This is a genomic window from Bradyrhizobium sp. SPXBL-04 (genome assembly GCF_051853035.1).
GTDB lineage: Bacteria > Pseudomonadota > Alphaproteobacteria > Rhizobiales > Xanthobacteraceae > Bradyrhizobium > Bradyrhizobium zhanjiangense.
Genome location: NZ_CP182472.1, coordinates 6638575 through 6664959, shown reverse-complemented (window position 1 = coordinate 6664959; position 26385 = coordinate 6638575). Strand labels below are relative to the sequence as shown.

General features: G+C 64.1%; 25 protein-coding genes. 15 read left to right on the top strand and 10 right to left on the bottom strand.

Annotated elements, in window-relative coordinates; translation table 11 throughout:
• Positions 1–2 precede the first annotated feature (2 nt).
• From ACNJX8_RS32060 to ACNJX8_RS32040, 5 genes are all read left to right on the top strand, one after another.
• A complete protein-coding gene (locus tag ACNJX8_RS32060) occupies positions 3–1088 on the top strand; it encodes an ABC transporter ATP-binding protein (RefSeq protein ID WP_439358045.1) in 1086 nt (361 codons plus the stop codon).
• Positions 1088–2062 (top strand): carbohydrate ABC transporter permease, encoded by a 975-nt coding sequence (locus ACNJX8_RS32055; RefSeq protein ID WP_128935648.1) that lies wholly within the window; start codon positions 1088–1090, stop codon positions 2060–2062. The genes ACNJX8_RS32060 and ACNJX8_RS32055 overlap by 1 nt, the downstream gene beginning before the upstream one ends.
• Positions 2062–2868, top strand: coding sequence for a carbohydrate ABC transporter permease (locus ACNJX8_RS32050; RefSeq protein WP_128935647.1), 807 nt, complete (start codon positions 2062–2064; stop codon positions 2866–2868). The genes ACNJX8_RS32055 and ACNJX8_RS32050 overlap by 1 nt, the downstream gene beginning before the upstream one ends.
• A gap of 10 nt (positions 2869–2878) precedes the next feature.
• Positions 2879–3208, top strand: a complete 330-nt coding sequence (locus ACNJX8_RS32045) for a DUF2160 domain-containing protein (protein WP_128935646.1) — start codon at positions 2879–2881, stop codon at positions 3206–3208.
• A gap of 130 nt (positions 3209–3338) precedes the next feature.
• Positions 3339–5081 (top strand): ABC transporter substrate-binding protein, encoded by a 1743-nt coding sequence (locus tag ACNJX8_RS32040; RefSeq protein WP_164934424.1) that lies wholly within the window; start codon positions 3339–3341, stop codon positions 5079–5081.
• A gap of 184 nt (positions 5082–5265) precedes the next feature.
• Here ACNJX8_RS32040 and ACNJX8_RS32035 read toward each other — a convergent pair whose 3' ends face one another.
• Positions 5266–5973 (bottom strand): TetR family transcriptional regulator, encoded by a 708-nt coding sequence (locus tag ACNJX8_RS32035; RefSeq protein WP_439358044.1) that lies wholly within the window; start codon positions 5971–5973, stop codon positions 5266–5268.
• A gap of 160 nt (positions 5974–6133) precedes the next feature.
• On the opposite strand from ACNJX8_RS32035, the gene ACNJX8_RS32030 reads away from it, so the two are divergent.
• On the top strand, positions 6134–7330 hold the full coding sequence (locus ACNJX8_RS32030) for an ABC transporter substrate-binding protein (RefSeq protein WP_439362006.1): 1197 nt from the start codon (positions 6134–6136) through the stop codon (positions 7328–7330).
• A gap of 9 nt (positions 7331–7339) precedes the next feature.
• Positions 7340–8383, top strand: a complete 1044-nt coding sequence (locus tag ACNJX8_RS32025) for an aromatic ring-hydroxylating dioxygenase subunit alpha (protein WP_439358043.1) — start codon at positions 7340–7342, stop codon at positions 8381–8383.
• Between the two features lie 366 nt (positions 8384–8749).
• Here ACNJX8_RS32025 and ACNJX8_RS32020 read toward each other — a convergent pair whose 3' ends face one another.
• From ACNJX8_RS32020 to ACNJX8_RS32005, 4 genes are all read right to left on the bottom strand, one after another.
• Positions 8750–9850 carry an alkene reductase gene (locus ACNJX8_RS32020; protein WP_439358042.1) on the bottom strand — a complete coding sequence of 367 codons (1101 nt, stop codon included), beginning with the start codon at positions 9848–9850 and terminating at the stop codon, positions 8750–8752.
• Positions 9851–10028: 178 nt separating this feature from the next.
• Positions 10029–10532 (bottom strand): DUF1993 domain-containing protein, encoded by a 504-nt coding sequence (locus ACNJX8_RS32015; RefSeq protein WP_439358041.1) that lies wholly within the window; start codon positions 10530–10532, stop codon positions 10029–10031.
• Between the two features lie 131 nt (positions 10533–10663).
• Positions 10664–11833, bottom strand: a complete 1170-nt coding sequence (locus ACNJX8_RS32010) for an IS481 family transposase (RefSeq protein ID WP_128936665.1) — start codon at positions 11831–11833, stop codon at positions 10664–10666.
• A 191-nt stretch (positions 11834–12024) separates the two neighbouring features.
• Entirely contained in the window at positions 12025–13320 is a 1296-nt protein-coding gene (locus ACNJX8_RS32005; RefSeq protein WP_439358040.1) for a lytic murein transglycosylase, read from the bottom strand.
• A gap of 229 nt (positions 13321–13549) precedes the next feature.
• Between ACNJX8_RS32005 and htpX the strand changes: the two genes are divergently transcribed.
• Together htpX and ACNJX8_RS31995 are read left to right on the top strand one after the other, a co-directional pair.
• Positions 13550–14485, top strand: coding sequence for a zinc metalloprotease HtpX (gene htpX, locus ACNJX8_RS32000; protein ID WP_439358039.1), 936 nt, complete (start codon positions 13550–13552; stop codon positions 14483–14485).
• Positions 14486–14622: 137 nt separating this feature from the next.
• A complete protein-coding gene (locus tag ACNJX8_RS31995; protein WP_439358038.1) occupies positions 14623–15264 on the top strand; it encodes a tetratricopeptide repeat protein in 642 nt (213 codons plus the stop codon).
• A 68-nt stretch (positions 15265–15332) separates the two neighbouring features.
• On the opposite strand, the gene ACNJX8_RS31990 is transcribed toward ACNJX8_RS31995, so the two are convergent.
• A complete protein-coding gene (locus ACNJX8_RS31990; protein WP_091898092.1) occupies positions 15333–15689 on the bottom strand; it encodes a hypothetical protein in 357 nt (118 codons plus the stop codon).
• A gap of 173 nt (positions 15690–15862) precedes the next feature.
• On the bottom strand, positions 15863–16669 hold the full coding sequence (locus tag ACNJX8_RS31985; protein WP_249760222.1) for a hypothetical protein: 807 nt from the start codon (positions 16667–16669) through the stop codon (positions 15863–15865).
• Between the two features lie 226 nt (positions 16670–16895).
• Between ACNJX8_RS31985 and ACNJX8_RS31980 the strand changes: the two genes are divergently transcribed.
• A complete protein-coding gene (locus ACNJX8_RS31980; protein WP_249760223.1) occupies positions 16896–17189 on the top strand; it encodes an antibiotic biosynthesis monooxygenase in 294 nt (97 codons plus the stop codon).
• A gap of 136 nt (positions 17190–17325) precedes the next feature.
• Here the strand turns inward: ACNJX8_RS31980 and ACNJX8_RS31975 are convergent, their stop codons facing one another.
• Positions 17326–18771, bottom strand: coding sequence for a helix-turn-helix domain-containing protein (locus tag ACNJX8_RS31975; protein WP_128935633.1), 1446 nt, complete (start codon positions 18769–18771; stop codon positions 17326–17328).
• A gap of 226 nt (positions 18772–18997) precedes the next feature.
• Here ACNJX8_RS31975 and ACNJX8_RS31970 point away from each other — a divergent pair, with 226 nt between their 5' ends.
• From ACNJX8_RS31970 to ACNJX8_RS31960, 3 genes are all read left to right on the top strand, one after another.
• Entirely contained in the window at positions 18998–20629 is a 1632-nt protein-coding gene (locus ACNJX8_RS31970) for an isocitrate lyase (RefSeq protein WP_128935632.1), read from the top strand.
• A 30-nt stretch (positions 20630–20659) separates the two neighbouring features.
• Positions 20660–20869 (top strand): DUF4170 domain-containing protein, encoded by a 210-nt coding sequence (locus ACNJX8_RS31965; protein ID WP_128935631.1) that lies wholly within the window; start codon positions 20660–20662, stop codon positions 20867–20869.
• Between the two features lie 183 nt (positions 20870–21052).
• Entirely contained in the window at positions 21053–21607 is a 555-nt protein-coding gene (locus ACNJX8_RS31960; protein ID WP_164939188.1) for a hypothetical protein, read from the top strand.
• A 105-nt stretch (positions 21608–21712) separates the two neighbouring features.
• Here the strand turns inward: ACNJX8_RS31960 and ACNJX8_RS31955 are convergent, their stop codons facing one another.
• On the bottom strand, positions 21713–22597 hold the full coding sequence (locus tag ACNJX8_RS31955; protein ID WP_439358037.1) for a metallophosphoesterase family protein: 885 nt from the start codon (positions 22595–22597) through the stop codon (positions 21713–21715).
• A gap of 94 nt (positions 22598–22691) precedes the next feature.
• Between ACNJX8_RS31955 and ACNJX8_RS31950 the strand changes: the two genes are divergently transcribed.
• Together ACNJX8_RS31950 and ACNJX8_RS31945 are read left to right on the top strand one after the other, a co-directional pair.
• Positions 22692–23183 carry an NUDIX domain-containing protein gene (locus ACNJX8_RS31950; RefSeq protein ID WP_439358036.1) on the top strand — a complete coding sequence of 164 codons (492 nt, stop codon included), beginning with the start codon at positions 22692–22694 and terminating at the stop codon, positions 23181–23183.
• Positions 23184–23294: 111 nt separating this feature from the next.
• The gene (locus tag ACNJX8_RS31945) at positions 23295–23810 is read left to right on the top strand and encodes a GNAT family N-acetyltransferase (protein WP_128935627.1); all 516 of its coding nucleotides are present in this window, start codon (positions 23295–23297) and stop codon (positions 23808–23810) included.
• 169 nt (positions 23811–23979) lie between these two features.
• On the opposite strand, the gene ACNJX8_RS31940 is transcribed toward ACNJX8_RS31945, so the two are convergent.
• A complete protein-coding gene (locus ACNJX8_RS31940) occupies positions 23980–26361 on the bottom strand; it encodes a TonB-dependent receptor (RefSeq protein WP_439358035.1) in 2382 nt (793 codons plus the stop codon).
• Between the last annotated feature and the right edge of the window lie 24 nt (positions 26362–26385).

Here is a 26385-nt window from a genome sequence, read left to right as displayed (position 1 = left end):
ACATGGCCCGCATTGACCTCGTCGATCTCGCGCACTCCTACGGCGGCAATGATGCCGCGCCGGAAAGCTTTGCGCTGAAGCCCGTCACCATGACCTGGCGGCAGGGCGGCGCCTATGCGCTGCTCGGGCCGTCCGGCTGCGGCAAGACCACGCTGCTCAACGTCATCTCCGGCATCATCACGCCCTCGCGCGGAAGGATCATGTTCGACGGGGTGGACATCACACCGCTGTCAACCCAGAAGCGCAACATCGCCCAGGTATTCCAGTTTCCGGTGATTTACGACACCATGACGGTGGGGCAGAACCTGGCGTTTCCGCTGAAGAACCGCGGCGTGCCGAAGGCCGAAATCGACAAGCGCGTTGCCGAGATCGGCCGCCTGCTCGATCTCGAACCCTATCTGAACCGCAAGGCGACGCGGCTCACGGCCGACGCCAAGCAGAAGATCTCGCTTGGCCGCGGCCTCGTCCGCTCCGACGTCGCCGCCGTGCTGTTCGATGAGCCGCTGACGGTGATCGATCCGGAGCTGAAATGGCAGCTCCGCTCCAAGCTGAAGGCGCTGCATCGCGAGCTCGATCTCACGATGATCTACGTCACCCATGACCAGACCGAGGCGCTGACCTTTGCCGACACCGTGGTCGTCATGCATGACGGCCGCGTGGTGCAGAGCGGCACGCCGGCCGAACTGTTCGACAAGCCGGCGCACACCTTCGTCGGCTATTTCATCGGCTCGCCCGGCATGAACATCCTGCCCGCGGAGGTGAGGGGACGCGAGGCGCGGATCGGCGGCCATGTCATCGCGCTCAACCGCAGCTACGACAATCTGCCTTCGGGCGCGAAGATCGAGATCGGCGTCCGTCCCGAATTCGTCGAGGTCGTCGCGCCCGCGCCCGACCTGCTCACCGCGAAGATCGAGCGCATCGACGATCTCGGTCGCATCCGTTTCGCGCGAGCGCGGCTCGGGGACGCAAAGCTCGCGGCGCGCGCCCCTGGCGGCTTCACCAGCCCGGATGGCAACGCCGGGCTGCAATTCGATCCGTTGCATGTCCACGTCTATGCCGACAGCCTTCTGGTGGAGGGAGCCGCCTGATGGACAAGACCGTCAACCAAAAAGCCTGGTTCCTGGTGCTGCCGGTGTTCCTGGTCGTCGCCTTCTCGGCGGTGCTGCCGCTGATGACGGTGGTGAACTATTCGATGCAGGACACCTTCGGCAACAATCAGTTCTTCTGGAACGGCGTCGGCTGGTTCAAGGAGCTGCTCGATCCTTCGACCGATCTCGGCGGCCGCTTCCTCGCCTCGCTCGGCCGCAATCTGTTTTTCTCGCTGGTGATCCTCGCCATCGAGGTGCCGCTCGGCATCGTCGTCGCGCTGTCGATGCCGCGCGAGGGCTGGACCGTCGCGGCCTGCCTCGTGATCCTCGCGCTGCCGCTGCTGATTCCGTGGAACGTGGTCGGCACGATCTGGCAGATCTTCGGCCGTCCGGACATCGGCCTGCTCGGCTATGTCCTCAACGCGATGGGCTTCGACTACAATTACGTCTCCAACGACATCGACGCCTGGGTCACCGTCATCGTGATGGATGTCTGGCACTGGACCAGCCTCGTCGCGCTGCTCTGCTATGCCGGCCTGAAGTCGATTCCCGAAGCCTATTACCAGGCCGCCCAAATCGACGGCGCCTCGCGCTGGGCCGTGTTCAAGGCGATCCAGCTGCCGAAGATGAACCGCGTGCTCTTGATCGCTGTGCTGTTGCGCTTCATGGACAGTTTCATGATCTACACCGAGCCCTTCGTCGTCACCGGCGGCGGGCCCGGCAACTCCACGACCTTCGTGTCGATCGAGTTGGTCAAGATTGCGCTCGGCCAGTTCGACCTCGGCAAGGCCGCCGCGCTGTCGCTGGTCTACAATCTGATCATCCTGATCGTTTGCTGGATCTTCTACACCGTCATGACCAATGCCGGCGTCGAACGCAAAGTCCAGGCGGAGAGCGAGCCGGCGGTGGAGCCCAAGCCTGTGGCTGGGCTCAAGCCCGTGCCCGCGCTCAAGCCTAAGGAAGGAGTGGCCTGATGCATTCGATCCCCGGCCGCCGCCTCGTCATGGGGCTGTTCCTGATCTTCCTGTTGTTGCCGATCTACTGGCTCGTCAACATGAGCTTCAAGACCAACAGCGAGATCGTCTCGACGATGACGCTGTGGCCGCACACCCCGACGCTGCAGCACTACAAGCGCATCTTCACCGACGAGAGCTGGTATTCCGGCTACATCAACTCGCTAGAATACGTCGTTCTCAACACCATCATCTCGATCGCGGTGGCGCTGCCGGCGGCCTACGCGTTCTCGCGTTACCGCTTCCTCGGTGACAAGCACCTGTTCTTCTGGCTCTTGTCGAACCGCATGGCGCCGGCCGCGGTCTATGCGCTGCCGTTCTTCAACCTCTATTCGGCGATCGGCCTGTTCGATACGCCCTGGGCGGTCGCGCTGGCGCACTGCATCTTCAACGTACCGCTGGCGGTGTGGATCCTCGAAGGCTTCGTCTCCGGCGTGCCGCGCGAGATCGACGAGACTGCCTTCCTCGACGGCTATTCGTTCCCGCGCTTCTTCATCAGGATCCTGGTGCCGCTGATCGCGAGCGGCATCGGCGTCGCCGCGTTCTTCTGCTTCATGTTCTCCTGGGTCGAGCTCCTGCTCGCACGCACGCTGACCTCGGTGCAGGCCAAGCCGATCGCCGCGATCATGACGCGCACGGTGTCGGCCGCCGGCATGGACTGGGGCCTGCTCGCCGCCGCCGGCGTGCTCACCATCATTCCGGGCGCGCTCGTGATCTGGTTCGTCCGCAACTATATCGCGCGCGGCTTTGCGCTCGGTCGCGTGTAAGGAGGCGGGCATGGAATCAATCGCATGGATGGCTTGGACGCTGCCGACCGCGATCTTCTTCGCCGCGCTCGCCTGCACGCTGGCCGTGATGACGTGGCTTGCCGCGGTCTATCCCGAGGCCGAGCGCGTCGGCGTACTCAGCATTCCGACCACGCGCGGCGACCGCCTGTTCATCTCGCTGATCGCGGCCGCCGTCATTCACCTCGTGTGGATCGGCCTCGTCGGCACCGATGCGATCGCCACGCTGCCGATCGGTGAGGAGGGTTTTGAGATCTCGAGCCTGTGGCTCGCGTCAGGAATTTCGCTGGCCACGGCCGTGCTCATTTTCCGCACGGTCTGAAGCTCGCGAAGGGACGGCCAGATCCGGGACCAACCCGGGCCTGTATAAAAGTTTGTCGCTGCAACGGAGGAATAACATGCGACAGTTTAGGAGAAGGAAAGGTCCATTGACCAAGAATAGCTTTCTGACCATGTCCAGCGTCGCCGCGATTGTTGCGGTGTCGTTCGCTGTCTCGGCGCCGGTTCGCGCCGCCGACGACGCCGTGATCCAGAAGTGGATCGCGGAATTCCAGCCCTCGACGCTGTCGAAGGAAGACCAGAAGAAGGAGCTGGAATGGTTCGCCAAGGCCGCCGAACCCTTCAAGGGCATGGAGATCAACGTCGTCTCCGAGACCATCACGACGCACGAATATGAATCGCAGACGCTGGCCAAGGCGTTCTCCGAGCTCACCGGCATCAAGCTCAAGCACGACCTCATCCAGGAAGGTGACGTCGTCGAGAAGCTCCAGACCCAGATGCAGTCGGGCAAGAACGTCTATGACGGCTGGATCAACGATTCCGACCTGATCGGCACGCACTTCCGCTACGGCCAGACCATCGTGCTGTCGGATTACATGACCGGCGAGGGCAAGGACGTCACCGATCCCATGCTCGACGTCAACGACTTCATTGGCAAGTCGTTCACCACGGGGCCGGACGGCAAGCTATATCAGCTTCCCGATCAGCAGTTCGCCAACCTCTACTGGTTCCGCTACGACTGGTTCACCAATCCCGACTACAAGGCCAAGTTCAAGGCCAAGTATGGCTACGAGCTCGGCGTGCCCGTGAACTGGTCCGCCTATGAGGACATCGCCGAGTTCTTCACCAACGACATCAAGGAGATCAACGGCGTCAAGGTCTACGGCCATATGGATTATGGCAAGAAGGACCCCTCGCTCGGATGGCGTTTCACCGACGCCTGGCTGTCGATGGCCGGCAACGGTGACAAGGGCATTCCGAACGGCCTGCCGGTCGACGAGTGGGGCATCCGTATGGAAGGCTGCCGTCCGGTCGGCTCCTCGGTGGAGCGTGGTGGCGACACCAACGGCCCGGCCGCGGTCTACTCGATCACCAAGTATCTCGAGTGGCTGAAGAAGTACGCGCCGCCGCAGGCGCAGGGCATGACCTTCTCGGAGGCCGGCCCGGTGCCGGCGCAGGGCAACATCGCCCAGCAGATGTTCTGGTACACCGCCTTCACCGCCGACATGGTGAAGCCGGGTCTGCCGGTGGTGAACGCGGACGGTACGCCAAAATGGCGCATGGCTCCGTCGCCGCATGGCTCGTACTGGAAGGAAGGCATGAAGCTCGGCTACCAGGACGCCGGCTCCGCGACGCTGCTGAAGTCGACTCCGGCGGACCGCCGCAAGGCAGCCTGGCTCTATCTCCAGTTCATCGTCTCCAAGTCGGTGAGCCTGAAGAAGAGCCATGTCGGTCTCACCTTCATCCGTGAATCCGACATCTGGGATAAGTCCTTCACGGAACGTGCGCCGAAGCTCGGCGGCCTGATCGAGTTCTACCGTTCGCCCGCCCGCGTGCAGTGGACCCCGACCGGCAACAACGTGCCCGACTATCCGAAGCTCGCGCAGCTCTGGTGGCAGAACATCGGCGATGCGTCGTCCGGTGCGAAGACGCCGCAAGCCGCGATGGATGCCCTTGCGGCCGCCCAGGACTCCGTCATGGAGCGCCTGGAGAAGTCCGGCGTGCAGGGCGCCTGCGGTCCGAAGCTGCACAAGAAGGAGTCGGCCGAATACTGGTTCGCCAAGGCCCAGAAGGACGGCACGATTGCGCCGCAGCGCAAGCTCGCCAACGAGAAGCCGAAGGGCGAGACGGTCGACTACGACACGCTGATCAAGTCGTGGCCGGCCACCCCGCCCAAGCGCGCGGAAGCGAAGTAAGCGGCGCGTAAGGCATCAAGCACGAAAGGCCGGGAGCGATCCCGGCCTTTCTCCTTTTTCTGGAGTTCGGCGCGCTGTCTCCACACCGTCATTGCGAGCGCAGCGAAGCAATCCAGACTGTCGCCGCGGAAGGATTCTGGTTTGCTTCGCTGCGCTCGCCATGATGAGCCTGTAGCGCGCGCCTTCACTCCTTCCGTCTCACCAGATCCTCGATCATGGCCTGCACATGTGCAAGCCACGCCCTCCGCATCTCCTGATCGGCGAGGTCGGTCTGCATGTAGCTCGACAGCGTATAGAGGTTGGCGCGGTAGAAATAGGTCAGCGATAGGATCGACAGATAGAGGTGGAGGCGGTCACAGTCCGGCCTGAACTCACGCCGTTCGATGCCGCTCTGGAGCACGCGCTCCAGCATGCCCAGTTGGGTATTGGCGAAGCTGCGGCGGATGTTGTTCTTGACGTGACGACCCTTGAAGAGATTCTCCGTAGCGAGAATGCTCAATAGCTCCGGGTGGGCCCAATAGTAGTTCCAATTGAAGGCGACGAGTGCCGCCAGCGCCTGGCGCGGGCTGGAAAAGTCGAGATCGAGCGCCTCTTCCGACGCGACCAGATCGGCATAGCAATGCTCGATGACCTGATGAAAGAGCTTCTCCTTGCTCTTGAAGTAATAATAGAGCATCCGGTCGTTGCTCTTGGCGGCCTTGCTGATGCGATCGACCCGCGCGCCGCCATAGCCTTCGCGGGCGAACTCGGCGACGGCCGCACGCAGAATGGCCTCGCGGGTCTGATCGGGCGCTCGCGTCCGTCGAACCGTTGAAGCCTTTGTCCGCTTGGCTGGCCGCTTGAGGCGCGGGCCGGCCAGTGTGCGGGCTGGCGGCTCTGTATCGTTGGGCATCGCGTATCCCAGGGAATCACAACCAGCAGGATGGGGCTTGCCGTCTTTTTGGCAAGCCCGCCGATTTCTTCGCCATTGACAATCATTAGCTCTTGGTATTCGCTATGTAGTAAGTACTACATACATAAGCTGGTCCCAATGGCGGGAGGCTGATATGCGCATTTCGGCTGTTGCGAAGTTCGTCGGACTTGTCCTGGCGGTGGCCTGCGGCGCAGGTCGGGCGACAGAGCCGCCGCCGATCAGGATCGGAGAGATCTCAAGCTATTCGGCCCTCCCGCTGGGGACCCGCGGCTACCGCCAGGGCTGGGAGCTCGCGCGCGACGAGATCAACGGCAAAGGCGGCGTGCTCGGCCGCAAGCTCGAGATCATCGCCCGTGACGACGCCGGCAAACCGGACGTCGCCATCACCGCAGCCGGTCAGCTCGTCGACGGTGAGCAGGTCGAGCTCCTGACGGGCACGATCCTCTCCCATGTTGGCCTCGCCGTCGCCGATTTCGCCAAGCAGAAGCGGACATTCTTCCTCGCCTCACAGCCCCTGACTGACGCCCTCATCTGGGAGAAGGGCAATCGCTATACGTTCAGGCTGCGGCCGAGCACGTATACCCAGGCGTCCATCCTCGCAAAGGAGGCGGCCAAGTTCCCCGCGCGGCGCTGGGCGACGATTGCACCGAACTACGAGTTTGGTCAGGCGGCGGTGGCGAGCTTCAAGCGCGAACTGAAGCGATTGAAGCCCGACGTCGAATTCGTCTCCGAACAATGGCCGCCTCTCGGCAAGATCGATGCAGGTGCGGTCGTGCAGGCGATGATGGCGGAGAGCCCGGACGCCATCTTCAACGCGACATTCGGGGCCGACCTCGCCAAGTTCGTGCGCGAGGGGTCGACGCGCAAGGCGTTCGCAAACCGCGCTGTCGTCAGCATCCTCTCCGGGGAGCCGGAATATCTCGCGCCGCTGAGGGACGAGGCGCCGCCCGGTTGGCTGGTCACCGGATATCCCTGGAGCGAGATCAAGACCCCGGCCCATGATGCGTTCCTGCAAGCTTATGTCGCTCGTTTCAAAGAGCCGCCCAACATCGGCGCACTCATCGGCTACACCAACACGCTGGTTCTCGCGAAGGCGATCGAGATGGCCGGCTCCACCAAGACCGATGATCTGATCAAGGCGATGGAGCATCTGAAGGTCGACACGCCGGTGGGGCCGATCGCCTTCCGTGCGATCGACCATCAATCCACCATGGGCGTCTATGTCGGCAGGCTCGCAGTACGGGACGGCCAGGGCGTGATGACCGACTGGCGCTATGTCGACGGCGCCGACTACCAGCCCGCCGACGCCGAGGTGATGGCCAAGCTCAAGAACTAGAGGTGCCGCATGAACCTGCTTGCTCCCCGCAACACCTGGTACCCGCTGACGTGGTCGCGCAACGTCACGCGCACGCTGTCGCGCCACCGCATTCTCGGCATGGACCTTGTCGTCTACCGCAGCGAAGCGGGCGGCGTCGTTGCGCTCGACGACGCATGTCCACATCGATTGGCGCCGCTGTCGATGGGCAAGCTCAAGGGCGATGCAATCGAGTGCGGCTATCACGGAATGACATTTGGGGCCAACGGGCGCTGTGTCCGGATTCCGGGTCAGCCGATGATCCCGCCGAATGCACGGGTGTCGTCCTATCCGCTCAGGGAGAAGATGGGACTGGTCTGGATCTGGCCCGGCGATCCCGCGCTCGCCGACCCGTCGCGGATTTATGATCTGCCGCAATACGGTCAGAGCGACTGGCATGCGGCGGAAGGAGACGCTCTTCGAATCGAAACCAACTATCTCAACCTCGCCGACAATCTCTGCGATCCCGCGCATGTCAGCTTCGTCCACCTGTCGACGCTCGGCAATTCGGCCAGCGAAGACATTCCGGTCGAGCACACTTTTTCCGAGGATGGCGTGCTGGTGTGGCGGTGGATCAGGAACGCGCCGCCGATCCCGCTGTTCGCCAAGCACGGCAATTTCGCCGGCAATGTCGATCGCTGGCACTATTACGACTATATTGCGCCTTGTATCGCAGTGATCGATTTCGGCAGCGCGGACGCCGGCAAGATCGTCGATGCCACGGACCGAGGGAAGGGATTGCGCATCTTCGCATGCCACTTCATCACGCCGGTCGACGATCACATCTGCATCGATCACTGGCTTCATGTGCGCAATTTTGCGCTTGACGATGCCGATGTCGATCAGCGCCTGCACGCCGATTTCCGTATCGCCTTTAACGAGGACAAGGAGATTCTGGAGCGCATCGAGGAGGTCGTGCAGGCGCGCCCCAATGCCAAGACCATCCGCCTCGCCATCGATGCCGCCCCGCAGCGCATGCGTCGCATCGTGGAACGCATGGTGACTGCAGAAACTGAGACACGCGCATTGGCGTGAGTCTGCCGGCAGGTACAGGCCGGGTGCAACCCCGACCTTCTTTGTTGGTGAGCGCACCCTGCAACCGCGCCGTCATTGCGAGCGCAGCGAAGCAATCCAGAGTCTTTCCGCGGAGCCAGTCTGGATTGCTTCATCGCCAGCGCAAAATTGCTCCGCAATTTTGTCGCGAACTCCTCGCAATGACGAGCTTGTGGCACAAGCGTCCCACACATTCGGTGTCATCGCCCGCGAAGGCGGGCGATCCAGTATTCCAGAGACGGTCGTGATTGAATCGAGAAGATGCGGCGTACTGGATGTCCCGCCGGAGCCCGCCATCGGGCTCGCCGGAGGCGAGACCCGGTGGCGGGGCATGACAGCGTATGCGCCTTACTCCGCCGGCTCGGCCGCCAGCGTCGGGTAATCCGTGTACCCCTTGGCGCCGCCGCCGTAGAATGTGGCCTTGTCCCAATCGTTCAGGCCTACGCCCTGCTTCAGCCGCTCGACCAGGTCGGGGTTGGAGATGAAGGGCTTGCCGAAGGCGATCAGGTCGGCCGCGTCCGCGTCCAGCACCTTGGTGGCGAGATCGAAATCGTAGCCGTTGTTGGCGACGTAGGCGCCGGCAAAGCGCTTGCGCAAGGATGCATAGTCGAACGGCGCGATGTCGCGCGGACCGCCGGTGGCGCCCTCGACCACGTGGAGATAGACCAGCTTGAGCGCGCTGAGACCGTCGACGATGTGATCGAACAAGGCTTGCGGATTGGAGTCGGAGAGGTCGTTGGCCGGCGTCACCGGCGAGATGCGGATGCCGGTGCGGTCGGCGCCGGCTTCAGTTGCAACCGCCTTGGAGACCTCGAGCATCAGCCGTGCGCGGTTCTCGATCGAGCCGCCATAGGCATCGGTGCGCTTGTTGGCGCCGTCGCGGGCGAACTGGTCGAGCAGATAGCCATTTGCGCCATGGATTTCGACGCCGTCGAAACCGGCCTCGAGCGCATTCTTCGTCGCACGCTTGAAGTCGTCGATGATCCCAGGAATTTCGGAGAGCTCGAGCGCGCGCGGCTCGGAGACGTCGGCGAAGGTGCCGTTCACGAATGTCTTGCCTTTGGCGCGGATCGCGCTCGGCGCCACCGGGGCTGCGCCATTCGCCTGGAGATCGACATGCGAGATGCGGCCGACATGCCAGAGCTGGATGAAGATCTTGCCGCCGCGCTCATGCACGCGATCGGTGACCTTGCGCCAGCCGGCGACCTGGTCCTTGGAATAGATGCCGGGCGTGTCCTGGTAGCCCTGACCTTGCTGCGAGACCTGGCTCGCTTCGGTGATCAGAAGCCCGGCGGAGGCGCGCTGGCTGTAATAATCGGCGGCGAGAGGGCTGGGCACGAACGTGCCGGGCGCGGCACGGTTGCGCGTCAGCGGCGCCATCACCAGGCGGTTGGCCAGCGTGATCGGGCCGAGCTTGTAGGTCTCAAACAATTTGGTCGGACGGCTCATGGGGAATGTTTCCAGGCAATGAGAGGTCACGAACACTTGTGCATCGCGACATCAGGCGCAAGGGCGGAGCCATACTCAAACTGCAGGCGAGCTACGCGGCAAGGCCGCGTAGCATGATTCATGTGCAATTTCGGCCGCGGCAGGGAAATTCCGCTACGCGGCCGTGCGATTTGGCAAATCAGTTCGCGCCGAGGAAATCGCGTTTGCCGATCTCGACCCCGTTGTGGCGCAAAATACCGTGGGCGATTGCGGCGTGGAAATAGAAGTTGGGCAGCGAGAACGCGCTCAGGAATTGCTGGCCCTTCATGGTGATGGATTTGTCCGGACCGGCCGGGAAGGTGACGTCCTTGACGTCGGCACCTTCGAACTGCTCGGGCTTGAACGACTTCACATAGTCGATCGTCTTCGCCAGCCGCTGCTTCAATTCCGCGAAGCTGGTCTCCGTGTCGGGCGTCGACGGCACGTCGCTGTGGGTCAGCCGCGCGCAGCCCTTGGTGGCGAAATCGCTGACGAGCTGGATCTGCTTCGACAGCGGCAGCATGTCCGGGAAGAGGCGGGACCCGAGCAGGACGCCGGGGTCGATCTTTTTGGCCGCGCAATGCGCCTCCGCCTTGGTGAGCAGGCCGGTGAGGCTATTCAGCATTTGCAAATAGGCGGGGACGACGGCGTCGTAGAAGGACATGTGATGCTCGCTGTGATGGTGGGAAACCTCAGGAGAAAACCTGAGCCACTCACATGGGAACGTCATGGAAAAATACAATCGCGGAAGCGGCTTGTGCGATGCGAAAATTCTCTCATCGCCCGGCTTGATGTTCAGCCCGGGGACATGACCGACGGGTGTTCGGGGACATAGCCGACACTTTCTCCGCTCGCCAAGTCGATGATAGCGATTTGGTGGGCGGCAAAGAAGATCCCGTATTGCGCATCGTTTGCCGAGGGGCGGATGGCGAGGCGCTCGCCACGGAAGGCCTGTGGCACTTTCCACAGACGTCCCTTGAAGCTGACATAGGCCTTGGTCGTGGAGACGCGGCGCACGATCTCATGGCTGTCGTATTCGACCTGTGGCAATCGATCGGGCATTGGTCGCTGGCTGGGCCGATATCGACTGGCCGGGACCTGTTGTCCGAGCGCCTCGTGTGGCCGTTCGAAGTTGTAGACTTCCCGCCAGGCGTCGAAGGCACGCTGCGTCTCTGCGAGATCGCGGAACTGTCGCAGTGCGAACACCTCAGCCGCGAGGGTGCGGTGGAATCGTTCATTCTTGCCGCGGCTTTGCGGGTGATATGGGCGGCTGCGGATGACGGCGACGCCAAGCTTGAGCAGCCACACCGAGAACCGTGTCCATCGCTCGCCGGAAGGATCACCCCAGGGCGAACCATTGTCGACGAAGAAGGCCTCCGGGAGCCCGTAGTGGCGAAAGGTCTTCTCCAGGCGGCTGCGCACGGTATCTGTGCGTTGATCGGCACAGGCCTGCAGACACAGATCATAGCGGGAGTGGTCATCCACCACCGTCAGAGGATGGCACTGGGTATCATTGCCGAGCCGAACCCAGCCTTTGAAGTCCATCTGCCACAACAGATTGGGGGCCGGCATCTCGAAACGCTGGCTTGCCATCGGGCCGCCGATCGGAGGCTTGATGCGGCCAGACCGACGCAAGATCTGATGAACTGTTGAGACTGCTGGCGAACGCAAACCATTGCGCTCCAGGCAGTGAGCTATCTTGCGAGCTCCCCATGCCGGATGGGCATCGCGCACCGCGAGAATACGTGCCTCGAGCTCGCAATCGGTCTGTCCCGGGCTCGCATGCGGTCGGCGCGAGCGGTCGTTGACATTCTGATCCGCTTGCCATCGGGCAAGCCACTTGTAGCCCGTGTCGGGATGGATATTGAACCGCCGGCAGAGCTCCCGCCGGTTCGCTCCCTCCTGCATCGCAAGCCGCACGAACTCCCGCCGCTGATCCATCACCGACACCTCTCGCCAGGGCATGGACTTGGCCTCCTTTACCGCCAAATCCCTGCACTATGATGTGTCGGCTATGTCCCCGAACACCCGTCGGTCATGTCCCCGGGCTGAACACTTGACCGGGCGATCCAGTACGCCGCGACGGCTGTGGCTGAACCGATGGGCTGCGGCGTACTGGATGCCCGCTTTCGCGGGGCATGACAGCGGATGGACCGCTATCGTAACACGCTCGCTGGCTGCGCCTGCGCCGTGCCGCCGCGCATGCGTGCCAAGAGCTCCGCGGTCGGCCAGGAATCGGCCGGCAGGCCGTACTTGATCTGCATCGCCTTCACCGCGGCGCGGCTCTGCTGGCCGAGCACGCCGTCGACCTTGCCGACATTGAAGCCGGCACGCACCAGCAATTGCTGCAATTCCTTGAGCTCGTTGAACGGCAGCTGCGCCACCGGCGTCATTGGCTTGCGCATTGGCGGGGCGCCAGCGATGCGCGAGGCGAGATAGCCCGCGGTGGTCGAATAGATCAGCGAGTTATTCCACTCGGTGTAAGCCGCGAAATTCGCATACGCCATGAAGGCTGGTCCAAAGCGCCCCATCGGCAGCAGCACGGACCCCGCGAGATTGTCATTCGGCAGCGGCCGTCCGTCGGGATAGGTCACCCCGAGCTGGGCCCAGGTCGAGCGTGGCTCTCGCACCGTGAGATCGGTCTTATCCCACGGCAGGTTTTGCGGCACCTTGATCTCTTCCAACCACGGCTCGCCGCGCCGCCATTTCAATCCATTGGCGATGTAATTCGCGGTCGAGCCGATCACGTCGGGTCCCGAGCGCAGCAGGTCGCGCCGCCCGTCGCCGTCATAATCGACCGCGTAGTTGACATAATGCACGGGCAGGAATTGAGTCTGTCCGAGCTCGCCGGCCCAGGAGCCGATCATCTCCTCGGGGTTCAAATCGCCGCGGTCGATGATCTTCAGTGCGGCGATGGTCTCGTTCACGAACATCTCGGAGCGGCGACAGTCATAGGCGAGCGACACCAGCGATTTCAGCGTCGGCAGATTGCCCATGTTGGCGCCGAAGTCGCTCTCCAGCCCCCAGAAGGCGGCGATCACGGCCGGCGGCACGCCATATTCCTTTTCGGCGCGCGCGAATGCGGCAGCGTATTGCTTGATGTGCTGCTGTCCGTTCTGCATGCGATAGGGTGCGGCCATGCGGCCGGCAAATTCGGTGAAGAGCTGACCGAACACGCGCTGGCCGCGGTCGCGATTGACGATGCCCTGGTCATAGACGAGATACGGCGAGGCTTCCGCGATCGTGCGCTGCGACACGCCGGCGGCCACCGCCTGTTGCTTCACGTCGGCCAGGAAGCGATCGAAGCTCGCGCCATTGTGGCACGATGCCGCGCGCGGCGAGGGCGCCTTCGGCGCCACGGGCTTGGCGGGCGTTGGCGCGAACTGGGCGGAGGCAGCAAAGGAGCACGCGACGAGAGCAATGGTCGCGATCGCACATCGGGTCAGGAGCATGAGGTTTCCGGAGGGGAGGAGGAATCTGCCGCAGTCTAAAGGAATGAAAGCGGCCGAGCCATTCCCTTCGTCAGTCCGGGCCCATTGGGTGACCCCGAATGACCTCTTCCCACAATAGCCGCGGCCCCGCGACGCACCTTGAAACCTTGCACCCGGGCCGGGGTCATCCCTACCTCAGGCTTGCCGGCCGGCAATGCCTCCAGCGGCGCGGCCGCGCCAGGAGACGGCCATGAACTATCTTCGTACCGCAATGCTGCTCGCAGGCCTCACTGCCCTGTTCATGGGCGTGGGCTATCTGATCGGCGGTGCCTCGGGCTCCATGATCGCGCTCGTCATTGCCGCCGCGACCAATCTCTTCACCTACTGGAACTCCGATCGCATGGTGCTCTCGATGTACGGCGCCCATGAGGTCGATCGTGCCAGCGCGCCGGAGCTGGTCGGTCTCGTCGCCGAGCTTGCCGGCCGCGCCGGCTTGCCGATGCCGCGCGTGTTCCTGATGGACGAGCCGCAGCCCAACGCGTTCGCGACCGGACGCAACCCCGAGAACGCCGCGGTTGCCGTCACCACGGGCCTGATGAACCAGCTCAGCCGCGAGGAGCTCGCCGGCGTGATCGCGCACGAGCTCGCGCATATCAAGAATCACGACACGCTTCTGATGACTGTTACCGCGACCATCGCCGGCGCGATCTCCATGCTGGCGCAGTTCGGCATGTTCTTCGGCGGCCACCGTGACAACAACAATGGTCTGGGCATCGTCGGCTCGATCCTGATGATGATCCTCGCCCCGCTCGGCGCCATGCTGGTGCAGATGGCGATCAGCCGCACGCGCGAATATGCCGCCGACAATCTCGGCGCGCGCATTGCGGGACAGCCGATGTGGCTGGCGTCCGCGCTGGTGAAGATCGAGGGCGCCGCGCATCAGGTGCCGAACTTGGAAGCGGAGCGAAACCCCGCAACCGCGCACATGTTCATCATCAATCCACTGTCGGGCCACGGCGTCGACAATCTGTTCGCCACCCATCCCTCGACCCAGAACCGCATCGCGGCGCTTCAACAGCTCGCGGCCGAGCTCGGCGCGCAGGCGCCGTCGGTCGGCGCCAACGAGAACTATCCGCCGCGAAGCCCGTGGGGCCGCTCCTCTCCTTCACGTGGTCCTTGGGGCTGACGCGGAACCGGCTGGAATTTGCGCCAGGCTTTGTGACCTGGCGCACACAAATTCCCCGGCGCCGGTGCTAACACCGCGGCGAGACCATTTCTTCGAAAGGGGATGCGTGGCCGGACCTCAGCCGGCCAGCGTCGAAGATGACCAGAGCTGCCGTACCATTGCTGATCGTCCTTTGCGTGCTCATTGGGCTGTCCACGCACATGGTCGTCAATTGCGGCGACGAGGACGATCCCGACATCTGCTCGGCCGTGATCGGCTTCTCGCCGCTGCGCGGCTCGCTGATCGCCTTCGCCTATGAGGGCCGCGGACGGATCGCGCTGCGCCACGGCGACTTCAGGCGGGCGATCGCCGATTTCGACGAGGCCATCCACCTCAATCCCAACCGCGCCTCGCTCTATCGCGACCGGGCGCTGGCGCGCCGGCAGAACGGCGACCTCGAGCTTGCCATCGCGGATTATGACGAGGCGATCGCGCATGATCCGAAGCTCGCCGCGCCCTATCACCAGCGCGGTCTCGCGCTCGCCGCCAAGGGCGATCTCGACCGCGCCATCCTGAGCTACAGCACGGCGGTCCGCCTCGATCCCTCGGACGCGCAGGCCCGCCTCGACCGGGGCCTGGCGTTCCTCGCCCGCGGCCAAGCGGATGACGCGCGCGCCGATTTCGAAGCCACGCTGGCGCTGCCCGCCGGCAAGGACGCCCGCACGCGCGAGGCCGCGCGCGCCAAGCTCGCCGAGCTTTCGAATGTCGAGCCGACCCGGCTCGCCGGGCCGAGAAGGTGATGGGAGTTCTCTCCCTCTCCCCGCAAGCGGACCGCAAGCGGGGCGAGGTAAAGTGCGAGCTCCGCGCCTTACTTCGCCTTCTTGGCTTTTGCCTTCTTCGCCTTGGCAGCCTTCTTCGCCGGCTTCTCTTCCTTCGCCTTCTTCTCCACCTTGGCCGCAACCGGCGTGCTGGCGGCGAGGCGCATGGCGCGGGCGTAGCTGTCGGCGACGTTGTCGGCGGACATCTGCAGGCGCTTGGCGGCGGCGGTGGCCTGCTCCAGGGTGGCCTTGGCCATCATCTTGAAGCGGTCGCTGGTCTCTTTGCCCTTGGCCTTGGCCGCAAGGCCGTTGAAGCGATCCCGCCGCTCCTTGGCGCGGGTCATTAGGCCCGTATGCAGCTGTCTGGCCAGTTGCCGGATCACGACATCCAGGTCGGCGTCCGCCATGTTGTTCTATCCCCTTCGAAAACGGTATCGATGCGGGCGGGACTATGCAGATCGAGCCCCGCCTTGGCAATTGCCGCCTGCGCGTCATCCGCAGCTTCCGGCTGACAAAACAAAAAAGCCGCGCATTTCGCGCGGCTCTGATGTGGTCTGGCGCAGGACGCGCGACGTCTGCCTCACTTCAGCGAGGCGACCGGACCGCTCGAGGCTGCCGGGTCGGGATCGAAGCCGAACACGCCGACCAGATATTTGTAATAGTCCGGCATCTTCTCCTTGAGCGTCTCGCGCGACTTCGGATCGTGGAATTCGCTCTTTCCGGAGAGGAAGATGCTCGCGGTCACGGCAAAGAACTCCATGGGATTCTTCAGCGCATAGGATTCCTTGGGCAGCAGGTCCTTGGACTTGGCCAGGGCATAGTAGGCGATCACGCCCTTGTTGGCGTAGCCGTCCGGCAACAGCCGCGCGTGATAGGCGTGCAGCAGCTCGTGCAGCAGCACGGCCTCCTTCTCGTAACGCATCATGTCGGGCCGCAGCATGATCACGCCGAGGCCCGAATCGACCGCGAGATCGATGGCATTGGGATTGGTCCAGCGCTGCTTGCCGGGGTCCCAGACCGTCAGCGTCCGGGGCGCGCTGCGCTGGATGTCCGGCGTGACCCGGCCGTAGCACGCGGTCGCGGCACCTTCGTCGAGGCAGGCCAGCTCGCTCGCGACGATCGGAACGGTGTGGAAGAAGCGCAGCACGCGCGGCGACAGGCCGACGCCTTCGACGACGTCGATCTGGCTCTTCAGATTGTCGGTGAGCTTGTCGACATCCTTGCGGTCGCGATTCTCGGACAGGTCGAACATGTAGCCGCGGTAGCTCTGGAAGCCTGGCGGCAGCGGCTGCGCTGCGTCAGTGGACGCATCGAGCGATCCGGCAATGGATGGATTGGCGAAGAGCGCGCCGACGATGGTTGCGGTCAGCAGCAACGCAATGCGCATGATGAACCCCCTGATCTCACTTCGCCGGCAGGATAGGCCACCGTTGTTTGCGAAAAGTGAGTGGGGCAAGACTAAGGCACCGATGTTGAGGCGTGCTTAATCCTTGGTTGCAGATCGTGGAGGCGGATTAGGGCGGGGTTAACCAAGCGTGGATTGGCGGCGCGCTTCGGCGTAACATCCGCTTCGGGCACCGGGCCCTCACATCAGTAGCCGGAAGGAGGATGCCATGTATGCCGCCATCCGTCAGGCCAAGGCGAAAAGCGGGAGTGCGGAAGAGCTGGCGCGCCGCATCAAGGACGGCGCCGTTCCGATCATCAGCGACGTCGACGGTTTCCGCGCCTATTACGTCGTCTATGCCGGCGACGACACGGTGACCGCGATCTCGATCTTCGACAAGTTCGAGCAGGCGGAGGAGGCGAACCGGCGCGCGATCGCCTGGATCGAGAAGGATCTGGGGCCGCTGCTCGCCGGCGACGCCCGCGCCGTGGCCGGGCCGGTGATCGTGCATACGCTGGCGTAGGCCCTTCGTCATTGCGAGGAGCCCGCGACAAAATTGCGAAGCAATTTTGCGCTGGCGACGAAGCAATCCAGGCTGTCACCGCGGAGACAGTCTGGATTGCTTCGCTTCGCTCGCAATGACGTGGAAGCAGCCGCGCTCACAACTCCCGTGCATTCGAAAACGCAAACGAACTCACCCTTCTCGTCGTCTCGTCCAGGATCAGCGTGCGCGTGATCGGCGGCTCGGCGCGCTGGGCGCAGTTTTCGCGCTCGCAGAGACGGCAGTTGACGCCGATCGGCGTGCCTTCGGTCTTCTCCAGGTCGATGCCCGCGGCGTAGGTCAGGCGCGCGGCGTGACGGATCTCGCAGCCGAGGCCGATGGCGAAGCGTGGCTGTGGCAGCGGATGCGGCGCGACCGGGCGGCGCACCATCTGCGCGATCGAGAAATAGCGCGTGCCGTCGGGAAGCTCGATCACCTGCTTGAGCAGGCGGTCCGGCGTGTCGAAGGTCGAGTGCACGTTCCACAAGGGGCAGGTGCCGCCGAATTTCGAGAACGGGAACGTGCCTGACGAGAAGCGCTTCGAGACGTTGCCGGCATTGTCGACACGGAGCAGGAAGAACGGAATGCCGCGCGCGTTCGGCCGCTGCAATGTCGTAAGGCGATGGCAGACCTGCTCGAAGCCGGAATTGAAGCGTTGCGCCAGCACGTGGATGTCGTAATTGAGCGCCTCGGCCGCGGCGAGGAATGCCGGGTAGGGCATCATGACAGCGGCTGCAAAGTAATTGCCGAGCGTGATGCGGAACAGTCGCCGCGGCGCGTCGTCGAGCGGCCCGGATCGACCGATGATGGTCTCCAGATGCTGCGCGCATTCACCTAGGCCCAGCTGGAAGGCGAGCTGGAATGCGCGGCCGGGCGGGTCGACGAGCTCGGAAATCAGGAGCTGGCGACGGTGGCGGTCGAACCGCCGCAGCGTCTCGCGCATCACGTCGACGGGCATGATGCGGGTCTGGATCGAATGCTTTTCGCGCAAGCGCGCGGCCAGCGCCGCGTAGAGCCCTTCGGCGGGCACGTTCAACTCGTCGCGAAGAGTTTCCGCGGCCTGCTCCAGCTCCGGGAAATAGTTGCGATTGGCCTCGATCAGCTCGCGCACGCGCTCGACCGGGTTGGCCTCGTAGCGCGTGCCAACGTCGCGGTCGGCCATTTGCGCCGCCGCCAGCGTTTCGCCCTGACGCGCCTCGGTATAGGCCGCATAGAGCCGTTGCAGCGCATGGGTCACGCCCGGGCAGAGCTCGGCGAGGTCGCGCAGCTCCTGCTTGGGAACGTCGATCTGGCGGAACAACGGATCGGAGAAGATCTCGTTGAGCTCGGCAAAGAAGCGGTCCTCGTCGGCGGTGGCGAGGTCGCGCAGGTCGAGGTCATAGGTCTCGGCCAGCCGCAGCAGGATCTGCGCCGTCACCGGGCGCTGGTTGCGCTCGATCAGGTTGACATAGCTCGGCGAGATCGAGAGCCCTTCGGCGATCTGGGTCTGCGACAGCCCCAACTGCTGCCGGATCCGCCGGAAGCGCGGACCGACGAAGAGTTTCTTGCCGGAATCGGCGGCCATTTCAGTCTCCGTGTGCATTAAGGACAGTCTCATTGACCCAAATTTTTAACAAGATTTACAAAATAACATCTATTACATGTTCCGATGTTACATGACATCACCAATAAAAAACAAGGCACCTGTACGAAGTTTCCGTTTTCGCGTTTAGCTCCTGACACGCATTTCGCAATGCACTGTCAAAAATGTCGATGGCAAAACAGCCGTCGTCAGCGAAAAGGATCAGGCCATGAATTATCAGCCCCGCGGCATCAGCCCCCTCCTGCGCCCGGCTTCGTATCAGAGCGAGGTCGAGGCGGCTCAGACGCTTCTTAAGACCCAGCCGACCTGGAACGGGGTGACGGCCGAGGCCGTCGCACGCATGCGCCTGCAGAACCGCTTCAAGACCGGCCTCGACGTCGCCCGCTACACCGCGGCCTTGATGCGGGCCGACATGGCCGCCTATGACGGCGACCCCACCAAGTACACCCAATCGCTGGGCTGCTGGCACGGCTTCATCGCCCAGCAGAAGCTGATCTCGGTCAAGAAGCACTTTGGCAAGACCGATCGCACCTACCTGTATCTCTCGGGCTGGATGATCGCCGCGCTGCGCTCCGAATTCGGCCCGCTGCCCGACCAGTCGATGCACGAGAAGACCTCGGTGCCGGCGCTGATCGAGGAGCTCTACACCTTCCTGCGTCAGGCGGATTCCCGCGAGCTCAACGACATCTTCCGCGCGCTCGACAAGGCGCGCAAGGAAGGCGACAAGGTCAGGGAGAAGGAGCTGATCGGGAAGATCGACAACTTCCAGACCCACGTCGTGCCCGTCATCGCCGACATCGATGCCGGCTTCGGCAACGCGGAGGCGACCTATCTGCTCGCCAAGAAGATGATCGAGGCGGGCGCCTGCGCGCTTCAGATCGAGAACCAGGTCTCAGACGAGAAGCAGTGCGGCCATCAGGACGGCAAGGTCACCGTGCCGCATGACGTCTTCCTCGCGAAGATCCGGGCCTGCCGCCACGCCTTCCTCGAGCTCGGCGTCGAAGACGGCGTCGTCGTGACCCGCACCGACTCGCTCGGCGCCGGCCTGACGCAGCAGATCGCCGTCAGCCACAAGCCCGGCGACATCGGCGACCAGTACAACAGCTTCCTGGATTGCGAGGAAGTGACGGCGGAGAACGCCAAGAATGGCGACGTCATCATCAACCGCAACGGCAAGATGATGCGTCCGAAGCGGCTGCCTTCCAACCTCTACCAGTTCCGCCCCGGCACCGGCGAAGACCGCTGCGTGCTGGACTGCATCACCTCGCTCCAGAACGGCGCCGACCTGCTCTGGATCGAGACCGAGAAGCCGCATATCGAGCAGATCGCCAAGATGGTCGACCGCATCCGCAAGGTCGTTCCGAATGCGAAGCTGGCCTACAACAACTCGCCGTCGTTCAACTGGACCCTCAACTTCCGTTGGCAGGTCTACGATGCGATGAAGGAAGCCGGCAAGGACGTCAGCCAGTACAACCGCGCCGAGCTGATGAAGGCGGAGTATGACGACACGCCGCTGGCGAAGGAAGCCGACGAGCGCATCCGCACGTTCCAGGCGGATTCGGCCAAGCGTGCCGGCATCTTCCACCATCTGATCACGTTGCCGACCTATCACACGGCGGCGCTCTCGACCGACAATCTCGCACGCGAGTATTTCGGCGAGCAGGGCATGCTCGGCTACGTCAAGAACGTCCAGCGCGCCGAGATCCGTCAGGGCATCGCCTGCGTGAAGCACCAGAACATGGCCGGCTCCGACATCGGTGACGACCACAAGGAGTACTTCGCCGGCGAAGCTGCCCTGAAGGCGGGTGGCGTCCACAACACGATGAACCAGTTCGGCTAACGCATCAGGCACTTCGACAGGAGACTGACAATGACCACAGGCAGCAATTTCTGGGTGATCGGGGGCGAGTTCGGTTCGATGAACTTCCACAAGCTCGTGGAAGGCTCGGCCCAGGTCAAAGGTCCGTTCAAGACCCGCAAGGAAGCCGAGGACTGTTGGCGCGAGGTGTCGGAGGAGAGCCGCCACAAGGCCGGCGTCCGCTTCTCCATCGTGGAAGAGCCGTCGCGGGTCCCGGCCTGACGCACTGAACTAAGAAGACGTCCAAGGACGGATGGTCCCATCCAGGCCCTGCCTGGGTGGGATCGTCTGTTTTTGGCACGGGTGAAACGTCTGTGGGTGCCGTAAGTATCTGGAATTGTGGGCCCTTTGCGGACGCTGTGGTTGCTGATAGGTTAACCATGGTGTTTGAGGACGAGGCCGACAATGTCAGAGCCCGAAACCAGCGGAATCCATCCCAGCCAGCCGCGCCCGGTGCGGCTGCGCGATGCGCTGTTGCGCGCCCGGATCGAGGCCGCCGACCGGACCGGCGTGGTCGTCGATCTCAGGGACGCCGAGGTGGCCCGGCTCGAAATCCTCAACGACGCGCTCGATCCCTTGTTCGCGCAGGTGCCTGATAAGATCGACCTGTTCGACCGCGGCATCAGCCAGGGCGATACGCCCAGGCTCTGGATCGACGTCGTCGCCCATATCATGATGGGACGTGACAAGCGGCTGTACCGCTTCGTCCAGGACACCCGCTTCGGCCGCATCGTGCTCGCCGAATCGCACGACACCGCTGTTATCGTCGAGGCCGTCACCGACTATGTCGCGCGTCGCATGATCGAGCGCGAGCATGCGATGGTGGTCCCGCCCGAACCGCAAGCACCGGCCACCGAGCCGCCGCGCCGCTCGCGCCTGTGGCCGTTCGTGTTTGGCTTCATCCTCGGCGCCGCCGCCTTGTTTGGCGTCGCCGTGCTGGCGGCGCTGCGGAGCTGGTGAGGCTCCCTCCGTCGTCATTGCGAGGAGCCCTTGCGACGAAGCAATCCAGGAATCTTTCCGCGGAGGGACTCTGGATTGCTTCGCTGCGCTCGCAATGACAGTGAACTAAATCAACCGCGTATGCTTGATCTGTCCGATCTGGAATCCAACCCCCAGGCTCCGCACCGTCTGCTCGCAACGCCAGCCGGCATTGTCCTTCTCGATCGTGAACAGATTATACGCCGCCGCCGGGTAGCGTCCGTGCGCGAGCGCGGAGGCGGAGGGCACGCCGACCGCAGGGATGTTGCCGTTCGGGCCCTCGAACCACATCGTCGAATGAATGTGGTCGTGGCCGTGCAGGATCAACTCGACGCCGTGGCGTTTCAACAGTGCCAGCAGCTCGGCCGCGTCCGTCATCCGCTTCTGGCGCGCGACGGATTTCAGTGGGTGGTGCACCAGCAGCACGCGGAAGACGTCTTCCGCGGCGAGCCGGTCGAGAACCTGTTCGAGCGACGCGAGCTGATCGCGCCCGAGCGTGCCCGTCGCCATCAGCGGCAGGGTCGGCACCGCCGTCGACAGGCTGATCAGCGCCAGCGGCCCACGCCGACGGACGGCTGGGAAAGCCACGGTGTCGGGCGTGTCCGCGGCGATGTAGTGCAGGAACGTCTCGCCGAAACGATGACGCGTCGCGCTGACATAGGCATCGTGATTACCGGGGATCGCGGTGACGCGGTCGGGCGGGCCGACGCTTTCGAGCCAGGCCAGGGCCGGCGCGAATTCGGCTTCCAGCGCGAGGTTGACGAGATCGCCCGTTACCGCGATGTGGTCGGGCGCCTGCGCCTTCATGTCGGCAACCAGCGTGTCGAGCACCTCACGGCGCTGGTATTTGTGCCGATTGCGCGTCCAGTTGACGTAGCCGAGCGCGCGCTTGCCGGCGAGCTCGATCAGCCGCGGCTCCGGCAGTGGCGGCAGATGCGGATCGGACAGATGGGCGAGCGTGAAGGGGGCCATGGCGCGCGATTGCCTCGCTATTGCTCCGCTGTAATGGCAAGGTCGCAGCCGGCGCGCAAGCAGGGCCTCAAAAGGGGGTGTCAAGGAAAGCCTGATGGGAGAACGTCTGAACACCATTCGACGAAAATTCGAGCCGGTGCTGCGGCGCCTCTTCCATGTCTATTTCCTGTTGGTCCGCGGCATGACGCTCGGCGTCCGCGCCGTGGTGCTGGACGCGGAGAACCGGGTGTTCCTGGTCAGGCACAGCTACGTCAGCGGCTGGTACCTGCCCGGTGGCGGCGTCGATTTCGGCGAGACCATGGCGCACGCGCTGCGGCGCGAGCTCAAGGAGGAGGGCGACATCGATCTGATCGGAGATGCCGTGCTGCACGGCATCTTCCTCAACAGCCACGTCTCGCGCCGCGACCACGTCGCGGTCTACGTCGTCAGGCAGTTCAGCCAGGACCGCCTGCCCGCGCCCAATCACGAGATCGTCGAATGCGGGTTCTTCGCGATCACGGCGCTGCCCGAGGGGACCACGCCCGGCACACGGCTGCGGATCGCGGAAGTGCTGGGCGGCAAGCCCCTGATTGCGACGTGGCGCTGAGGGCGGGCTGTACTGGTCGTGAACACCTCTCCCGCCGGCGCTGAAAAGGAACTGAGCATCTTTGCTGCCCGATGGACCGCGCTGCGTTCAGGTGCTATCCCGCCAACTGACATGACCGATCTCTCACTCACCATCCTTCCCGAGGCCGCCGGCGACGCCCAGGCGATCGAACGGCTGCACGAGCGCACCTTTGGTCCCGGCCGCTTCGTGCTCAGCGCCTATCGGATTCGCGAGCACGTCGACCATCTGCTCGAACTGTCCTTCACCGCGCGCATCGGCACGCTGCTGGTCGGCTCGGTCAGGCAATTGCCGATCCTGATCGGCGACACGCCGGCGCTGCTGCTCGGGCCGCTCACCGTCGAGCCGCCGTTCCGCGACCGCGGCATCGGCCGTCTCCTGATGGAGCGCGCGCTGAAGGACGCCAAGGAAAAAGGCCACGCCATCGTGCTCCTGGTCGGCGACGAGCCCTATTACAGCCGGGTCGGCTTCAAGCCGGTCCCCAAGGGCCGCGTCACCATGCCGGGCCCGGTCGACGCCGCCCGTATCCTGGTGTTCGAGCTCGTCGACGGCGCCTTCGAAGGCGTGTCGGGCGCGGTCGGTCCCGACTGGAGCAAGGCGCGGGGGTAGGGGCTACGACGCTGCGAATTGGAAGCGCGGCGTTGCCTCATACACCGTCATTGCGAGCGCAGCGAAGCAATCCAGAATCTTTCCGCAAAAGCAGCCTGGATTGCTTCGTCGCAAGGGCTCCTCGCAATGACAATGTATGTCGGGGGCCGTAGGCCCGACTGACACGAGATCAGAACTTGAAGTTCGCGAATGCCCTGACGCCGATGCCGGGCATCAACACCTCGTCCTTGGTGTAGGACACCGAGTTGCGGATGTTCTCGTTGAGGAGATTGTTGCCGACGATGCCGGCCATCATCTCGCGTGCGCCGAACCAGTTGCGGTCGAGCTTGGTCTTGTAGCTGACTTCGGCCTTCAGCAGATTGTAGCCCGCCGTCGGCGTCTCCGCGATCACCGCGACGTTGTTCTGCGCGAAGGCATGCAGCAGGTTGACGCGCATCAGCCAGTTGTCGTCGCGCCAGAACACGCCGCCGCCCATTCTGAGCGGCGGAATCCGCGGCACGTTGGTGCCGTCGCTGAAGGTGGCGCGGACGAAATCGAGCTGGTTCTCGATGCCCCAGATGCCGCCCTGGAACGCGCCGACGTCGAGCTGCGACTGGAATTCGCCGCCGCGGAAATTCGCATTGCGTTGCGAGTAGACCGCCTGGTTCAGCTCGGCGCCCGGCGTGCCGCAGGACGCAAAGTCGTCGTCGCAGGACACGCCGGTGAGACGGCGGAAGATGAAATTGTCGAAATGCGTGTAGTAGACCGTCGCCTCGAACCGGAACGGCCCCGTCGCCTTGCGCACGCCGAGCTCGACCGACTTTGCGGTCTCGATGGTGAGGTTCGGATTGCCGATGTCAAAGGTCGCGGTCGCGTCGTGGCCGCCGCGGGAAAACAGCTCGGCCGCCTTCGGTGCGCGCTCGACATATTGTGCGGTGATGCTGCCGACCATGCCGCCCGGCAGGTCCTGCAACAGGCCGATGCTGCCGCTCTTCGGCGTGAAGGACGGATTGCGCGCGATCGCCGCCTGCGGCGTGCCGTCGGGCAGGTAATCGGCGGGGAAGTCCGGCGTCGTGCCGTGCAGCTCGACATGCTCGATGCGGCCGGCGATCTGCGCCCGCGTCGCCTCCGTGAACTTGAACTCGTTGAAGGCGTAACCGGCAACGCGGGTGCTGTTGTTGGGGTCCCACAGGCCGTTGAACAGCGTGCCGGGATTGTCGGGGCTCGGCGCGCTCAATTCCTGATGCCCGACCTGGAAGCCCAGCGCCGTCGTCACCTCGGCGAAGCGGGCGTTGAACGGCATCAGCTGCACCTCGGTGCGGATCTCCTGCTCCTTGTTGGTGAAGGTCTGCCTGATGCCGTCGCTGCTCAGGTCAGCGGGATCGGCAAGACCGATCTCGTTGTGCCGGTAATCCGTCGCGCCGGCCCAGAAGCGGACGGCATCGATCGCGGCCGCGTCGGGATGGTACTCGCCCTTGAGGTTGATCTTGGTCTGGTGGCCGTCGATCCGCGTGTTGTGGTCGGCGCCGTCGATGCCGGGGATGTGGTAGAGCGAGTCGTTCTGCGTGATCGACGCGCCGATATAGCCGCCCTGGAAGAAGTAGGAGCCGCCGATCGAGGCGCCGTCGGAGCGCGTCGCCGAGTTGGGCTGGCGACCGTTCACGGGGCGCGACTGGTCGGTGAGATAGGGATAGCTCGGGATGTAATAGTCGGAGGTCGTGCGGCCATAGGCGTCGGCATGGAACGCAAAATTGCCGCCGCCGGTATCGAGCAGCACGCCGCTTTCGACGCCGCGATCGACCGAGCTGAACGCGGTGCGCGTCTCGGCGGTGACGCAAGGCGAGGTCGCGGCGCTCGCGAGCGGGGCTTTGGTCGGCAGGCCGTAGGTCTGGAACGACGGCGCGCAGGACGGCATCGCGTCCGGAATCCGGTTGTTGGTGGCGCTGACGACGCCGCCGATCGAGGTCGAGCCGTAGCGCAGCGCGGCCGGCCCGCGCACCACTTCGACCTGGTTGGTGGCGAGCGGATCGATCGGGACGAAATGATCCTCGCCGAGATCGGACGCGCCACCGCCATTGGTGCCGTTCTCAACGATGCCGACGCGGTTGACATCGAGGCCGCGGATGATCGGCCGGCTGGAGGCGCCGGGCGCGAAGCTCGAGCCGGTGATGCCGGGCTTGGAGAACAGGAGATCGCCGAGTTGACCGCCGCCCTCGCGGCGGATCTCCTCGTTCGGCACCACGGTGACGGTCGCGAACTGGTTGGTCACGATAGGCAGCACGCCCTGCTGAGGCGCGGCGGGCGCAGGGGCTGCGGGCGGGGCTTCCGCCGTTTGTTGCCGGCTGCGCACCCGCGCGGTTCGCGTGCCGCGACCCGGGGTCCGCGACGGCACCACCGCTCGGCGCACGATCGGGCTCGGCGCCGTCACGGTGACGGCCGGGATCTCGGTCGACGATTTGTCTTGCGCAGGCTGTTGTGCCGGCTCTTGGGCGAAGGCGGGCGTGGCGGCGGCGCCGAGCAGGAGCAGGCTTGCTCCGCCAAGGCGCTGCGCGCGTCGCAATTGAAATGACATGGTTCTGATTCCAGCCAGGCCGTC

Excerpts from the sequence above, each read along its gene's own strand:
- ACNJX8_RS32060 (WP_439358045.1), top strand. The coding sequence starts at position 3 with ATGGCCCGCATTGACCTCGTCGATCTCGCGCACTCCTACGGCGGCAAT.
- ACNJX8_RS32055 (WP_128935648.1), top strand. The coding sequence starts at position 1,088 with ATGGACAAGACCGTCAACCAAAAAGCCTGGTTCCTGGTGCTGCCGGTG.
- ACNJX8_RS32050 (WP_128935647.1), top strand. The coding sequence starts at position 2,062 with ATGCATTCGATCCCCGGCCGCCGCCTCGTCATGGGGCTGTTCCTGATC.
- ACNJX8_RS32045 (WP_128935646.1), top strand. The coding sequence starts at position 2,879 with ATGGAATCAATCGCATGGATGGCTTGGACGCTGCCGACCGCGATCTTC.
- ACNJX8_RS32040 (WP_164934424.1), top strand. The coding sequence starts at position 3,339 with ATGTCCAGCGTCGCCGCGATTGTTGCGGTGTCGTTCGCTGTCTCGGCG.
- ACNJX8_RS32035 (WP_439358044.1), bottom strand. The coding sequence starts at position 5,973 with ATGCCCAACGATACAGAGCCGCCAGCCCGCACACTGGCCGGCCCGCGC.
- ACNJX8_RS32025 (WP_439358043.1), top strand. The coding sequence starts at position 7,340 with ATGAACCTGCTTGCTCCCCGCAACACCTGGTACCCGCTGACGTGGTCG.
- ACNJX8_RS32020 (WP_439358042.1), bottom strand. The coding sequence starts at position 9,850 with ATGAGCCGTCCGACCAAATTGTTTGAGACCTACAAGCTCGGCCCGATC.
- ACNJX8_RS32015 (WP_439358041.1), bottom strand. The coding sequence starts at position 10,532 with ATGTCCTTCTACGACGCCGTCGTCCCCGCCTATTTGCAAATGCTGAAT.
- ACNJX8_RS32010 (WP_128936665.1), bottom strand. The coding sequence starts at position 11,833 with ATGCCCTGGCGAGAGGTGTCGGTGATGGATCAGCGGCGGGAGTTCGTG.
- ACNJX8_RS32005 (WP_439358040.1), bottom strand. The coding sequence starts at position 13,320 with ATGCTCCTGACCCGATGTGCGATCGCGACCATTGCTCTCGTCGCGTGC.
- htpX (WP_439358039.1), top strand. The coding sequence starts at position 13,550 with ATGAACTATCTTCGTACCGCAATGCTGCTCGCAGGCCTCACTGCCCTG.
- ACNJX8_RS31995 (WP_439358038.1), top strand. The coding sequence starts at position 14,623 with ATGACCAGAGCTGCCGTACCATTGCTGATCGTCCTTTGCGTGCTCATT.
- ACNJX8_RS31990 (WP_091898092.1), bottom strand. The coding sequence starts at position 15,689 with ATGGCGGACGCCGACCTGGATGTCGTGATCCGGCAACTGGCCAGACAG.
- ACNJX8_RS31985 (WP_249760222.1), bottom strand. The coding sequence starts at position 16,669 with ATGCGCATTGCGTTGCTGCTGACCGCAACCATCGTCGGCGCGCTCTTC.
- ACNJX8_RS31980 (WP_249760223.1), top strand. The coding sequence starts at position 16,896 with ATGTATGCCGCCATCCGTCAGGCCAAGGCGAAAAGCGGGAGTGCGGAA.
- ACNJX8_RS31975 (WP_128935633.1), bottom strand. The coding sequence starts at position 18,771 with ATGGCCGCCGATTCCGGCAAGAAACTCTTCGTCGGTCCGCGCTTCCGG.
- ACNJX8_RS31970 (WP_128935632.1), top strand. The coding sequence starts at position 18,998 with ATGAATTATCAGCCCCGCGGCATCAGCCCCCTCCTGCGCCCGGCTTCG.
- ACNJX8_RS31965 (WP_128935631.1), top strand. The coding sequence starts at position 20,660 with ATGACCACAGGCAGCAATTTCTGGGTGATCGGGGGCGAGTTCGGTTCG.
- ACNJX8_RS31960 (WP_164939188.1), top strand. The coding sequence starts at position 21,053 with ATGTCAGAGCCCGAAACCAGCGGAATCCATCCCAGCCAGCCGCGCCCG.
- ACNJX8_RS31955 (WP_439358037.1), bottom strand. The coding sequence starts at position 22,597 with ATGGCCCCCTTCACGCTCGCCCATCTGTCCGATCCGCATCTGCCGCCA.
- ACNJX8_RS31950 (WP_439358036.1), top strand. The coding sequence starts at position 22,692 with ATGGGAGAACGTCTGAACACCATTCGACGAAAATTCGAGCCGGTGCTG.
- ACNJX8_RS31945 (WP_128935627.1), top strand. The coding sequence starts at position 23,295 with ATGACCGATCTCTCACTCACCATCCTTCCCGAGGCCGCCGGCGACGCC.
- ACNJX8_RS31940 (WP_439358035.1), bottom strand. The coding sequence starts at position 26,361 with ATGTCATTTCAATTGCGACGCGCGCAGCGCCTTGGCGGAGCAAGCCTG.